At 57.6% G+C, this 13,305-nt stretch carries 13 protein-coding genes and 1 pseudogene; 6 read left to right on the top strand and 8 right to left on the bottom strand.

Annotated features, from left to right (window positions below):
• Positions 1 to 242: 242 nt before the first annotated feature.
• From ACI512_RS25870 to ACI512_RS25860, 3 genes are all read left to right on the top strand, one after another.
• Positions 243 to 518 carry a hypothetical protein gene (locus ACI512_RS25870; protein ID WP_169878021.1) on the top strand — a complete coding sequence of 92 codons (276 nt, stop codon included), beginning with the start codon at positions 243 to 245 and terminating at the stop codon, positions 516 to 518.
• A 290-nt stretch (positions 519 to 808) separates the two neighbouring features.
• Positions 809 to 1,789, top strand: a complete 981-nt coding sequence (locus tag ACI512_RS25865; RefSeq protein ID WP_169878020.1) for an integrase domain-containing protein — start codon at positions 809 to 811, stop codon at positions 1,787 to 1,789.
• Positions 1,786 to 2,061 carry a hypothetical protein gene (locus ACI512_RS25860; protein WP_236380697.1) on the top strand — a complete coding sequence of 92 codons (276 nt, stop codon included), beginning with the start codon at positions 1,786 to 1,788 and terminating at the stop codon, positions 2,059 to 2,061. Before ACI512_RS25865 ends, ACI512_RS25860 begins: the two co-directional genes overlap by 4 nt.
• Before the next feature lie 68 nt (positions 2,062 to 2,129).
• Here ACI512_RS25860 and ACI512_RS25855 read toward each other — a convergent pair whose 3' ends face one another.
• From ACI512_RS25855 to ACI512_RS25820, 8 genes are all read right to left on the bottom strand, one after another.
• Positions 2,130 to 3,023: a LysR family transcriptional regulator gene (locus ACI512_RS25855; protein WP_169878018.1), complete on the bottom strand. Its 894-nt coding sequence runs from the start codon at positions 3,021 to 3,023 to the stop codon at positions 2,130 to 2,132.
• Between the two features lie 97 nt (positions 3,024 to 3,120).
• Positions 3,121 to 4,182, bottom strand: a complete 1,062-nt coding sequence (locus tag ACI512_RS25850) for an alpha/beta hydrolase (protein ID WP_405121422.1) — start codon at positions 4,180 to 4,182, stop codon at positions 3,121 to 3,123.
• 70 nt (positions 4,183 to 4,252) lie between these two features.
• On the bottom strand, positions 4,253 to 5,335 hold the full coding sequence (locus ACI512_RS25845) for an alpha/beta fold hydrolase (protein WP_169878016.1): 1,083 nt from the start codon (positions 5,333 to 5,335) through the stop codon (positions 4,253 to 4,255).
• A gap of 2 nt (positions 5,336 to 5,337) precedes the next feature.
• The gene (locus tag ACI512_RS25840; RefSeq protein ID WP_236383515.1) at positions 5,338 to 6,129 is read right to left on the bottom strand and encodes a carboxymuconolactone decarboxylase family protein; all 792 of its coding nucleotides are present in this window, start codon (positions 6,127 to 6,129) and stop codon (positions 5,338 to 5,340) included.
• Positions 6,126 to 6,605 carry a cupin domain-containing protein gene (locus ACI512_RS25835; protein WP_236309686.1) on the bottom strand — a complete coding sequence of 160 codons (480 nt, stop codon included), beginning with the start codon at positions 6,603 to 6,605 and terminating at the stop codon, positions 6,126 to 6,128. Before ACI512_RS25835 ends, ACI512_RS25840 begins: the two co-directional genes overlap by 4 nt.
• A 26-nt stretch (positions 6,606 to 6,631) precedes the next feature.
• The gene (locus ACI512_RS25830) at positions 6,632 to 7,624 is read right to left on the bottom strand and encodes an aldo/keto reductase (protein ID WP_169878013.1); all 993 of its coding nucleotides are present in this window, start codon (positions 7,622 to 7,624) and stop codon (positions 6,632 to 6,634) included.
• A 58-nt stretch (positions 7,625 to 7,682) separates the two neighbouring features.
• Positions 7,683 to 8,273, bottom strand: a complete 591-nt coding sequence (locus ACI512_RS25825; RefSeq protein WP_236309684.1) for a flavodoxin — start codon at positions 8,271 to 8,273, stop codon at positions 7,683 to 7,685.
• Positions 8,274 to 8,283: 10 nt separating this feature from the next.
• Positions 8,284 to 9,273, bottom strand: a complete 990-nt coding sequence (locus ACI512_RS25820; RefSeq protein WP_236383519.1) for an aldo/keto reductase — start codon at positions 9,271 to 9,273, stop codon at positions 8,284 to 8,286.
• A gap of 302 nt (positions 9,274 to 9,575) precedes the next feature.
• Between ACI512_RS25820 and ACI512_RS25815 the strand changes: the two genes are divergently transcribed.
• The 3 genes and pseudogenes from ACI512_RS25815 to ACI512_RS25805 all read left to right on the top strand — a co-directional run.
• The gene (locus ACI512_RS25815; RefSeq protein WP_372812811.1) at positions 9,576 to 10,823 is read left to right on the top strand and encodes a Bcr/CflA family multidrug efflux MFS transporter; all 1,248 of its coding nucleotides are present in this window, start codon (positions 9,576 to 9,578) and stop codon (positions 10,821 to 10,823) included.
• Positions 10,824 to 11,219: 396 nt separating this feature from the next.
• On the top strand, positions 11,220 to 11,675 hold the full coding sequence (locus tag ACI512_RS25810; RefSeq protein ID WP_329616600.1) for a DnaB-like helicase C-terminal domain-containing protein: 456 nt from the start codon (positions 11,220 to 11,222) through the stop codon (positions 11,673 to 11,675).
• Between the two features lie 239 nt (positions 11,676 to 11,914).
• Positions 11,915 to 13,075: pseudogene (locus ACI512_RS25805) on the top strand (HAMP domain-containing protein); the annotation flags it as partial.
• Positions 13,076 to 13,305: the final 230 nt, after the last annotated feature.

Genomic DNA, 13,305 nt, shown 5'->3' with positions numbered 1-13,305 from the left:
AACTCCCGCAATCGTCTTTTGGAAACCACGAACTTCCATAGACGGCTAATGTCATTTTCAGCCGCAGAGTTCTCGGAAAATCGAGCCTTGACCCTGTCTATCCGTGGGCGTAGAAAAGATCGTACAAGTGCTGTCGTTGACAGCAACCCAGGTAGCCAGAACCTTTGAGGCTACGCCACTCAGTGGTGGTTCTCCCCCAAGTGCGATTAGCGTCCGGCGGCTCGCACAGTCACAGCGATGTGATGGATGCCTACTTCTACCAGAGTGCCCACTGCGGCAACTCATACCTCTACATTCCTGCCCTGCAGCAACCTATCCGCTTGGCCATTTCACTGCGCCAACCTGCGTTCGTCTCTTACTTCCTGGAAGAGACGAACGCTCCTACCGCTGCTGCAGCCCAACTCGTACAAGGCTTTGCGGCATTCCCCCTCGTGACAATCGGCGTGACAAACACAGAAGTCACCAGCAACAGCGATGCAGATGATGGTGCCGCAGCCCACGGAATGGACTGCACCTGACTGACAGTCAGGCATGCCCCGGTCATCGCACCACTGCCTTCACCCGACTCAGGATCTCGCGGCGCTTGGTCTCGTCAGTCAGTGCAGCCTCCACCCGCCCACTTCTTCGGAAGTGCTCAGGAGGCCAGATCATGAGATGCCCATGCTCCCGGTCGTAAGGAGCCGCCAGTCCCGCGTTAGTGGACAACCCTCACAGGTCGCAGGGGCCTTGATCCCTGATAACACTCAACTTCCGTGGCGGGATGACGTGGGGAAGGTTTTAAGGGTTTGGCTTCGAGAGGAGTTTGATCATGGCATTGGTCGGTAGACGGGATGGGCGCAATTTCGGCTATGGCCGGCAGCTGAGCTATGCCGGGCCGCAGGCACTGCGTGATCTTTTTGGCGGCGGTCATTATGGCACGGTCAAAGCGCACAGTGATCGGTGGCAGGCGTTTGTACGCTGGTGTCGGTCGGAGGATGGTCCCGGGTTTAACGATGCGCGAAAAATTGATCGGCAGACCTTGCTAAACTACGCTGGACATCTGCGGCAGCAAGTTGAACAAGGGGCTATCTGCATCGCCACCGCGCAAAATCGGTTGTCCAGCGTGAACCGAACCATGGCCGCGCTTCGCGGTGATCAGTATGTGAAGGTGCCGAGTCCGAGCAAGGCCCTGGGAATGCGGCGCACCAGTGTTCGTCGTTCGGTGCCGCAAGGCCAAGACCGCGAACACGTGAAGCGGATCGTCGACGTGCTCTGCGAACACCAAATGCCGCGCGCCGCGGCCATCGCTCAGTTGGCGCGAGCAACCGGTATGCGCTTGCGCGAGACCATCTTGGCCGACCTTCCGCGCCTCAAACGTGAGGCCGAACAATACGGAAAAATCAACATCCAGAATGGCACTAAGGGTGGCCGTTCAGGTGCGTCGGCACCCCGCTGGATCACAGTAGATGATCATATTCGTGATGCGCTGAGATTTGCCGAACAGGTCTCGCCTGGCGGTAGCCACAACCTGCTTGCACAAAACGAGAGCTACCTCGATTTTCAACGGGAAATCGTCCGCCCTGCCCGGGACATCCTCCATCAGCACAACCTCAATGGCTTCCACGAATTACGGGCGGCCTATGCGTGCGAACGCTATGAGCAGATCACCCATTACCTAGCGCCCATCAACGGTGGCAGGTGCAGGCACCTCGATCCGCGCCTTGATCGAGAGGCACGTTTACAAATCAGCTATGAGCTGGGGCACGGCCGCATCGGCGTGGTATCGGCGTATATTGGTGGTCGAGCATGAGCACGGCATTCGATATGGAACTCTTCCTGGCGAGCGTCTTGACTGGGTCACATACCACACGCCAACGCCACCTGCGTCAGGCGAAGACTATCCAAACAGCAGTCGCTGAGCGCTGGCAACGCGACAATCCATGGACTTGGCAGAGAAAACACCTTGCGTGGTTTTTGACTCACCACCTAAACCAGCGCACTGAATCGACGCGCTATTACTATTTGCTGACCATGCAATTACTCACTTATCGCCTAGGAAAATCCTGGCAGTTCAACCGCTAGGCGAAGGTCATAAATCACCAAAAGCAGACATTTTCGATCTGCCGCCGATCGCTATACGAATGGAAAACTCAGCGTTCATGCCGCAGCGCATCAACCACGACGCCGAACGCTGACGACTGCTCACGCCGGTTGGGGTAGTAGAGATGGTAGCCAGGAAATGGCTGACACCAATCCTCCATCACCCGAACCAACGCTCCCTCGGCAATTTCCTTCGCTACCATGTCTTCCGGCAAAAAAGCCAAACCACAGCCAGCTACCGCCGCGCGCAAAATCGGCACGCTGCTATTGAATGTCCATTGACCTTCGACACGTGCTTTGAGCTCGTGGCCGCCCTTTTCAAAGTCCCATTGCAGCAGGCTACCGTGGGTTGGCAAGCGCAGGTTGATGCAGTTGTGTGCCGCTAAATCTGCAGGGGCTTCAGGTGGGGTGTACTTGCGGAAGTATTCGGGTGATGCCACTACCGCCATGTGCAGCCGAGGGCCGATAGGTACGGCGATCATATCCTTTGCCACTTGGTCGCCCAGTCGTACGCCAGCATCGTAGCGCTGGGCGACGATGTCGGAGAGGGCGTAGTCCACGGTGATTTCCACGTGGATATCCGGATAGCCAGGAAGCACCTTCAACAGCTTTGGCCAGAGAATGTTGTTGGCTGCATGTTCGGACGCTGAAATGCGTACGGTGCCCGACGGGGTATCGCGAAACTCGCTGACTGCCGCCAATTCCAATTCGATCTCTTCGAACCGTGGAGCCATGGACTTGTACAAGCGCAAACCCGCTTCAGTGGGCGATACACTGCGCGTTGTCCGAGTCAGCAGGCGCACACCAAGGCGCGATTCAAGGGCGCGCATGGTGTGGCTAATTGCAGATTGCGAAACGCCTAGCTGAGCAGCAGCGCGGGTAAAGCTGCCTTCGCGAGCGATGATCACGAAGGCTTGCAGATCGTTGAGATTGGCGCGGGACATTGATGAGGACCCTTCATAAAGGTGCGCTGAATTGTCCTATCTAACCATGTCTCGAGTGCTTCGAGACAGTTGCAATCCTCTCAACATGTATCAATGGTTACTTCGCGAGGGTTCTTGCGTAAAACGGCGTGAGTTTGCTCAGTGCGGCGTCGACGTATTTGGGTACCCAGTAGGTTTCGATATGGGTTGCGCCTTCAATCTTGAAGAACTCTTTGTCCTTGGTGCCAGTGGCTTTGGCGAATGCATCCTCAGTCATGTACAGGCTATCGGCCTTGGTGCCGGCGATCATCAACAATGGTTGGCCAATCAGTTCGATTTGGTTGGTAGCGTCGAAGCGCATCAGGTCGAGCAAGCTGCTGGTGGTGTACTTGAAGGTCGAGTTCGGGTGCGCGTGGGTTTTCCAGTAGTACTCGTAACCTTGGCGGTAGAGATCAAACGGCAATTTGGCAATCTGCTCATCGGTCAGGTTGGCATCGCCCGAGTAACGAACCTCGCCACCGGCAGCTTCCAGGGCGCGTGCCTCAGACGCTTGCTTGAGGCGATCCTGTATGGTGTCCATTTGGGAGTCGACGTAGCCGTTACGGCGCACACGGCCTGAGTTGAACATGCTGATTGTGGCAATCGATTTGAAGCGCTTGTCGGTCTCGGCAGCGGCCAGGGAGTAACCGCCCCCGCCGCAGATGCCGAGCAGGCCCAGACGCTGAGCATCAACTCCGGCGTACTGGGTAATGAAGTCCGCCATGCCGTGGATATCTTCGATACGGTTGGCTGGTTTGTCGACGCTGCGCGGTTGGCCGCCGCTGCCACCTTGATAGGCCGCATCGGCGGTAATAGTGATGTAGCCCTGTTCGGCCAGGCGCTGCGCGTACAGCCCCGCGACTTGCTCTTTCACACCGCCGTTAGGGTGCGCCACCACAACGGTGGGGTAGGCCTTTTTCGGGTCGTAGCTGGCCGGGGTGTAAACGTTGGCGACGATGTCCAGGCCGTTGAGCTTGTAGGTCACCGGATGGATGTTGACCTTGCCCGGCTCATTCTTGGTAATCGCACCGTCATAGACCAGCGTGAACGGGTTCTTCTTGTAGTCAGCCGCCATGCTCTTGCCGGCCGAAATGCCGATCATCGCGGCCATAAAAGTGGCTTTGAGAACAGTGTTTCTCATACGATTTCTCCAAACGATTGAAGTGTGAAGTAGCAGGTTTTTTTCTGATTCGGCAGGCCTGCATTCCAGATCAATTCAGATGTTTCTCGGCAAGGAACTTGGCCACCAAGTCCGCGATCTGAATGTTGTTCAGGTCTGACATAGGAAAGTGCGTGTTGCCCTTGATGCCAATTTCCGGAAGATGAATTAGCTTCACGTCACCGCCATGTTTGTTAACGCTGTCGCGCCACAGCCGCGCCATCGCGAGTCGGGCCCGCCAGCTGTCTTGGGCCGGTAGGTCGATGGCGTGATCAGGAATGTTGTCACCGTAGAGGATCAGGATCGGAATCCGCGTCAATGCCATGAACTGGCTCATCGGCACCTCAGCGCCTTGCACCGTGTCGAAAGCGCTGGGTATCGGTGCCGGAACCTCTCCTGAAGGAAAGACAAAGCTGCTACCCGGCTCGAACGCGACGATGGCTTTCACCTTGTCGTTCTTGATCGCGGTGAGCCAGCCGGGGCCGCCGCCTTGGGAGTGAGTGAATAAAATGCCGGGGCCGATCCGGTTGAACGCAGCGGATACTCCATCGGAAACCACGTCCATATCGAACGGACCTGTGTTGGGGGTCATGGCGCGAAAGAACTGGTCGCGTGTTTGCTCATCGCGCGCGACCTGCACGCCATCAAAGTAGTTGGGCCACAAACCGATGCGGAACTGGTTAAACCACAGCTGTTCGTCCGGCGTGGGCTTGAGCGTTGCCTCTACCATGCTGCGACCGGCGTTACCGCGGCGGGGTTGGTCGATCAGGTACACGCTAAACTGACGGCGCAGAAAAATGTTCTGGAAGCCTTCGCGGCCATCGGCTGTGGTTTCCCAGGTTTTGGAAAACTGGCCGGCACCGTGCCACATGACGATCGGCAGTTTTCGCGCGTTGACCGGCAATTGGTAAAACACATAGGCGTGATCGCCATGGTAGGTCTGGCCATCGGGCGCCATGGGTTTGCGCGGGTCGAACGTACCCGGTGCAGTGATTAGGGTGCCGCCGGCGGCGAAGCTGCCTTGCTCCTGAATCTGCAATGGCGCGGCGGTGTTGCCAGGGCTGCTGATAGGCGCCGCACAGGCGGCAAGTAGGCACGTGATAGCGAGGGTCAGAACGTTCCTTGTGCTCTTCATGTTCAACTACCCGACGCCGCAAGGGCTTGAGTCAGCGCCGCACTCGCACGCGTGGCGACTGCTTCGTCTGCGTGTTTGGCGAGTATTTCGGTCACCTGGCGCAGTTGGCCAGCACTCAGGCCGACCCGCATGCTCGCCAGCATATGGGAGCGCAGCTGCGGCTCGGCACCCGGCGTTGCAGCCAAAGCGCCGACGGTGGCCAGTTCACGGCTTTGCCAGTCCAGGTTGTCACGCTCGAAGATGTCGCCGAACAGATGGGCCTGCAGGTACTGGTTGATGACCGGCGCAAAGTCGAACACCGGACTTTTCACCGCTCCACCGGATATGCGGGTCTGGTTAACAGTACCGACCTCAACCAATTCCTGGCCCGTTGGGGCGGGCCGACTGGGTTCGCGTCCTGTTACATCCTGAATACCTCGCGCTTTGCGCGCATCAACGACCTTCATCAGTTCGCCCAGCGCATTCAGGCTGCGTGGGAAGCCCGCGTACGCATAGAGCTGCACCAGAATTTCCTTGGCCTCACTGATGGTCAGGCCCGCATCCAATCCTTGATTCAACGCCTGGTTAAGGCGGGGAATGTCGCTGGATGCCATAAACGCAGCGATCAATGGAATGGCCTGTTGTCTGCTCGACAATGCTTCGGAGGGCGGTGCTGTATTGGCTGGGGTAGACGGTGCCACGCTTTCTTGGGCGACAACGCCGGGAACGTCCCCCAAGCCAAGGCACAATGCCAGGAAAGCGGCAATGGAGCGGGTTTCGCGATATCTCAGGGCACGCAAGATCGATGCAGTCATTTTGGCGCGCCTCCGTACTCGGCATCGGAGACCTTGTCGCCCCAGGTCACGGCGCTGCCATCCAGGGATTCTGCCAACGCGATATGGGTCATAGCTGTGGTAGCGGTAGCCCCATGCCAGTGACGCACGTTGGCCGGAATCCATACGGTGTCGCCTGGGCGAATTTCCTGGCGGGGGCCGCCTGCCTGCTGCACATAGCCCACGCCAGCGGTGACGATGAGCGTTTGGCCCAGCGGATGGGTATGCCAAGCCGTGCGTGCTCCAGGCTCGAAGGTCACTGTACCGCCGCCAATGCGTGCGGGAGCATCGCCCTTGAATAGGCCATCAACCCGCACGGTGCCGGTGAAGTTGTCAGCAGGGCCTTGAACGGAAGGCTTAGTGCCAACACGGGTGACGCGAACTTCCTTGGTGTCCTCGGCTGTGGCTTCGCCAGCCATAAGCGAAAGGGCAACCAGTGGGGCGATCAGGGGGTTCATAGCCGTAACTCCTGGCAGGGAAGGGATCAAAGCCCAGTCATCTTCAGTACGGCCTCAGGCAGGCGTTCGCCGAGGACCTGGACCTGCGAGATCTGCTCACGGATCGCACGCAGCTCATCGCGGCTCAATTCCAGCTCGATAGCGCCAAGGTTTTCATCAAGGCGATGCTGTTTCGTGGTGCCGGGGATTGGCACGATCCAAGGCTTCTGTGCCAGCAGCCAAGCCAAGGCCACTTGGGCAGGCGTGGCATTTTTGCGCTGTGCGACTGCTTTCACCACCTCGACCAACGCCAGGTTGGCCTTGCGTGCCTCTACGGAGAAGCGCGGTACGAAGTTACGGAAGTCCGATGCATCAAACTGGGTGTTCTCATCGATCTTGCCGGTGAGAAAACCGGCGCCAAGTGGGCTGAACGGCACGAAGCCGATGCCCAACTCCTCCAGCACGGGCAGCAGCTCTTGCTCAGGGCCACGCCAGAACAACGAGTACTCGCTCTGCACCGCAGACAGCGGCTGCACCGCGTGTGCGCGGCGGATAGTCTCGACACCGGCTTCAGAGAGGCCAAAGTGTTTTACCTTGCCTTCAGCGATCAGGTCTTTGATTGTGCCCGCGACCTCTTCGATGGGCACCGCAGGATCGACACGGTGCTGGTAGAACAGATCGATACGGTCGGTGCGCAGGCGCTTCAACGCGGCGTCAGCCACTGCGCGGATATGCTCCGGTCGACTGTTGAGGCCAGCCCCTCGGGCGCCGGAAATCAAGTCGATGTCGAAACCGAATTTGGTGGCGATCACCACCTGGTCGCGGATTGGCTGCAGGGCCTCGCCGAGCAGCTCTTCATTGCTGAACGGTCCGTAGGCCTCGGCGGTGTCGAACAGGTTCACGCCACGTTCGTGGGCGGTGCGGATCAGTTTGATCATGTCCTGCTTGTCGGCGGCCGGGCCGTAGACCTGAGTCATGTTCATGCAGCCAAGACCGAGTGCGGACACTTCCAGGCCATTGCCCAAAATGCGGGTTTTCATTGGTGTCTCCTAGTTGGAAATGGGGGGGCGCAGCGGGTCGATGACTTGCGTCGCACGTTTAACGTTTGAAGTTGCTGTCGCTTATCCATTCGTTCACGCACTCCATGGTTTTGCGCTCTTGCTCGCCCTCCATCACGAACCCCACCAGCACCTTGGCCTTGGGTGCGTGACGGTCGAGCACGGCACGGCTGTTGCCTAAGCCATAGCCGCCATGGGTGTTGAATGGAATGATGGTCTTGCCCGCAAGGTCATGTGCCGAAAGAAACGCGCGCACCACTGGGGGCATGGTTTCACCCCAGATGGGAAAGCCGAGAAACAGGGTGTCGTACGCGTCCAAGTTGTGGACCCTGCTTTCCAGTGCCGGCTCGAAGCCGCTATCGCGCTCCCGGCGCGCCTGTTCCACCGTTTGCAGGTAGTCCTCAGGGTAGGCGGTGGCAGGGCGAATTTCGTACAGGTCAGCACCCAGGCCGCGCTGGATAAGCCCGGCCACGACCCGCGTGTTGCCGGAACGAGAGAAGTACGCCACCAAGGTGCGAGAGCCGGAAGGTGCAGAGCGCTCGTCGCTGGCGTCCGTGCTGGCCCGCGCCAGAAACGGCGAGCTGGCCAACGCAAAAACTACCGTGCGGCGTAGCGAGTCGTGGTCGTTCATTCAGCCTCCCTTAGCGTCCGACACGCGCTTTAAGCGCCTCGGGGTAGCGGTCACCTTGAATGCTGATCTGCGATAAGGCGCAGGCGATGGCTTCCAGCTCCGCTTCGGTAAGGTTGACCGACGCACTGCCGATGTTTTCTTGAAGGCGATGCAGCTTGGTCGTCCCCGGAATCGGTACGATGCACGGCGCCTGGGCGAGCAGCCAGGCGAGGGCGATCTGCGCAGGGGTTACCCCTTTTTGCGCGGCGATCTCGCGCAGTCGGATGACCAGGTTCTGATTGGCCTGCAGCGCCTCCTGGCCAAAGCGTGGAACGACGCTGCGAAAGTCATCGCTGCCAAACGATGCGTCGGCTGAAATAGCACCGGTGAGAAAACCTTTGCCCAACGGGCTAAACGGTACGAAGCCGATGCCCAGCTCGGAGAGGGTTGGGAAAATCTCCAACTCGGGCTCTCGCCACCACATCGAATATTCACTTTGCAGCGCCGTGACCGGTTGCACGGCGTGCGCTCGGCGGATGGTCTGTGCGCCTGCTTCCGAGAGGCCGAAGTGCTTCACTTTGCCTTCAGCGATCAAGGCTTTGACGGTGCCGGCAACGTCTTCGATGGGCACATCCGGATCGACCCGATGCTGGTAAAGAAGATCGATGTAATCGGTCCTGAGCCGCCGCAGCGAGCCCTCAACGGCCTCGCGAATATGCTCCGGGCGGCTGTTGAGAATCTGCTGTTTGTTGTCCGCGCCAAAGGTGAAACCAAACTTGGTGGCGATCACCACTTGATCGCGCACGGGCGCCAAGGCCTGCCCTACCACGTCTTCGTTCAAGTAGGGGCCGTACACCTCTGCGGTGTCAAAGAAGGTAACGCCCAGGTCCACGGCGGCGCGGATCAGGGACACGGCATCCTGGGTGTCCGTGGCCGGACCATAGCCGTGGCTCAGGCCCATGCAGCCCAGGCCAAGGGCCGAGACTTCTAACGAACTGTTGCCCAAATAGCGCTTTTGCATTGCGTTCTCTCCCGGCGTAAGCAAACCCGCCTGGCCCTTGAGCCAAGGTGGGGGAGGGTTGCAGTCACTCGGCTGCAACCTCGATGGGAGGACGTTAAGTGATGACCTGCGATTGGACTACCCGGGTAAAACGGCAAGGACATATGAAGAGAACTAATCAATCCGAAGCTCCGTCGCTGCAAGCGCTGATGCACCGGGGCATTCATGAGCAGTGCTCATTTCCCCTTGCGGGATTAAGGGGTTAATCGAACATTCAGTAACACTTACGCTGGCGAGCTACTTACCGGCTATAGGCGAATTCCATGTCATCTCTTGGCCCTGCCGAGACAGAACGCAACGCTGGCAGCCCATCGGACGTGCCGCGCACAACCAACAACGTGCGGTTGATGCTTAACCTGAGTGCGTTGATGTCGTTCGCCTCGATTTCTACTGATATGTATCTGCCTGCCCTGCCCGCCATTAGTCGCGCGTTGCATACCGATTCAGCGGGCGTTGAGCTGACGTTTTCCGCCTTCCTGATCGGGTTCAGCCTTGGCCAGTTGATATGGGGGCCAATCAGCGACCGGTTTGGACGCAAGTTTCCGATCCTTATTGGGATGGTCCTTTTCATCATCGGCTCGGTTGGCTGTGCGCTGTCGACGACAGTCACTGAAATGATGGTGTGGCGGGTGGTTCAGGCACTGGGCGCCTGTGTGGGGCCGGTGCTGTCGCGGGCAATGGTGCGCGACCTGTACGGCAGGGAACAGTCGGCGAAGATGCTGTCGACGCTGATTTTGATCATGGGCGTAGCTCCGATTGCCGGTCCGCTGGTTGGCGGCCAGATCCTGTTGCTGTGGTCGTGGCCGGCAATCTTTTGGGCACTGGCTATCGTCGGGCTGGTGACGCTCTTTTCGTTCGGCAGGCTGCCAGAGAGTCTCCCTCCCAAGCACAGAACGCGTGAGCCACTGCGGCATACGTTTGCCACTTATCTGCAGCTAATCCGCGATCCTCGGCTGATCGGCTACGCGTTGTCGGGCGGATTTTTTTACGGCGGTGCCTACGCGTTTATCGTCGGAACACCGTTCGCCTACATCGACTTCTACCAGGTGTCACCTCAGGCCTACGGGTGGCTGTTCGGGGTAAATATCGTCGGCATGATGATCGCCAATTTCATCAATGGCCGATTGCTGAGCCGCATGAGTAGCGAGCAGCTTTTCTATCGCGGCGCATGGACGTTGGCTTTTTTCGGTGTGGTGCTCAGTGTTTGCGTGTTGTTTGGTTGGGGTGGGATTTGGGGCTTGGTCATCCCCATATTTTTCTACATGTCCATGAACGGGCTTATCGTCGCCAATTCCGTCGCGGGCGCGTTGGCCTTCTTTCCCCACAGAGCGGGTTCTGCTTCGTCGCTCGTCGGGGCCATGCACTACGGCAGCGGCATTTTCAGCGCAGCATTAGTCAGCTGGTTGGCGGATGGAACGCCGAAGGGCATGGCGCTGGTGATGGGTGGGGCTGGCATCGGCTGCCTGGTGGCGGCGTTGTGGTCGAAGGGAGCTCGCGGAGAGAGGTCCTGACCCAATCGCCATGTCCATCGATGCTGAAACCGAGCACAAATTGAACAATTGTTCTTATCGGGGTAAATCTCAACTGTCCTTCTGGCCGATTGGTTTCCTGTCACAACTCAACAGTTCGGATTGCCGTGCTCATGGGGATCCAAAGAGTTTGTATAAAATCCGGGCTTAATTAGGATAATAGTAGGGGTAAAGATTTTGGAGATCAGCACAATTTTATTGGAAAACAGGTACTTATTTTTCTATTCGAGTCCAGGTCGTGGAGCCAGATAGCGACATAAAAGAGAAGCCTGCAGAGATGCAGGCTTTTTTTTGCCTTGGATTTCTCCAGGGTGATCAAAGCGCACAGCGTGACCAGCATGAAGCCGTCTCAAATCCTACGATTAAGAGGGAAGCTCCGTGAAAGTCGCTGCAGTCGTTTCAACCAAAGGCGGGCCGGGTAAGACCACGGTTGGCGCCAATTTAGGTGCGTTCTGCGCCGATGCAGGGATCCGCATCCTGCCCATCGATCTGGATAATCAGCCGTCGCTGTCGTCGTTTTATGCGCTATCGCATGAGGTGCTTGAAAGGATCGACTACCACTTCAATGAGGGCGAGAGCATTACTGGCATTCCCAGTGGTTTGGAGGCGATGCGCCAGATCACAGGCGGCTTTCAAGATGCTGATTTGATCGTCATTGCGGCGCGTCCTTCTATGGGGAAAACCAGTCTGACATTTAGTGTCGTGGATGCAGCGCCTCAACAGAAGCCAACCAACACGGTCCAGATCTATAGACATGTCGATGGGAGACAAACGGCCTCCAGCACAGATCAATCCGGTAGCGACCGCAGCGCTTACCCTACAAGACTCCCTTGAAGCAGTGATGGCTCGGAGACATCATTGCTATCAAAGCGTTCACAAGTTGTACAAAAATAAATATCTGTACAACTTTTCATAAAGTTTTCAATCTCAATGCCGACAGGATGTCTGAAACGTTTAATTGCATAAAACGTGATTAGCCGAATGAGCCAGACAGAGCCAGGCATTCGAGAAAATGGAGTGTTCTCAACTACACATCAACTACAAACCGTCCCATTCCGGGCTGTGAGAACTCCATGAACATCCTTGCTCCTGCCGTACACCTGGCTGACCGATTACGCTTCTCCACGAAATTCGGTGTGCTTGCAATCATCGTCCTAATCCCTTTGGTTCTGCTCGGTACGCGCGTGATCCATCAGATCAACGGAAGCCTTGAGGTCATTCGCTCGGAACAAGTAGGCCAGCGCTATCTATTGGACGTAACACCTGTACTACGCCTATCGATGTTGCAACGTGCGCTCACCAACCGCTTGCTCAGCGGGGATACAACCGCTCAAGCCGATCTGTCGGCCAACCAGTTGAAGTTGGAGGACGCGTTTTCGAAACTGGCTGCAACCGACCGACAACTCAACACACAGCTGGAAACCGGTGATCGAGTGCAGCGTCTGCACTCTGGGGCGCAGCGTTTGATTGAGCGGGCGAAAGCGGATGCCAACCAGAGTGCCATCTTCGACGACTGGAACGATCAGCTCACCGAGACGTTGAACTTCGTATACTACGTATCGGCCACGTCGGGCATGGTGCTGGATGAAGATTACGCATCGTTGTTCATGATCGATCAGAGCACCTTAAGGCTGCCACGACAAATCAATATCGTCGGGCAATTGCGCGGGCTGGCCAGCGGGCTACATGATGGGCGAACGTTGAGTGGGGGTGAGCGCAGCGTCATCAAGTCGATGCTTAAAAATGAGTTGCTCATCCATAAAGAACTTCAGCAAAGCCTGGCACTTTTGCGCCGCAGAGAACCCGCCCTCACCGATAGTATTCAGGCGCCGATCACCAGTGCTTTTGCGAGCCTCGACAGCTTCCGCGCCGACCTCGAAGTATTGATTGGCGCGCCAAGCGACATCATCAGCGGCGTGCAGAACTTGCCGGCTAAGGGCAATGCGGTGGTGGCTGAGTTGTACAAAGCGCAAGACACGCTGCAAGACGCACTGTTGAATGCGCTTGAACGCCGAGTTCAGGAAAAAACGTCGGAACGACTATTCATTCTAGGTATGTTTGTCGTTCTTGGCCTGTTGCTGGTGTATGTGTTCAGCGGCATCTACAGCGCCATGCGTCGCACGATCAACGATGTTTTGATTGCCACCCAACTCATTGCTCAGGGCGACCTGAGCGTGCGAGTTCAAGTGCGCGGCAAAGATGAAATGGCCGACGTGGGCAACGGCCTTAACCATATGGTGCAAGCCTTTGGCTCCTCGCTTGCCCAGGTCGAGCGCAGTTCACAATCGGTCTCCGATGCGGCGGAGCGCATTGGGGTGTCGATTGACCGGGCTAAACGCGCGATGAGCGCCCAGCAAAGCGAAACCGAACAAGTCGCTACGGCTATCAACGAGATGACCACCAGCGTTGCGGACGTGGCGCAAAACACCGAGGGTGCTGCCCACGCCGCTGGGCACGCCAGCCA

The sequence above is a fragment of the Pseudomonas petroselini genome (genome assembly GCF_045037875.1).
In the GTDB taxonomy this organism is placed as follows: domain Bacteria; phylum Pseudomonadota; class Gammaproteobacteria; order Pseudomonadales; family Pseudomonadaceae; genus Aquipseudomonas; species Aquipseudomonas petroselini.
The sequence above is the reverse complement of the archived record's forward strand: the minus strand, read 5'-3'. Positions and strand labels throughout refer to the sequence as shown.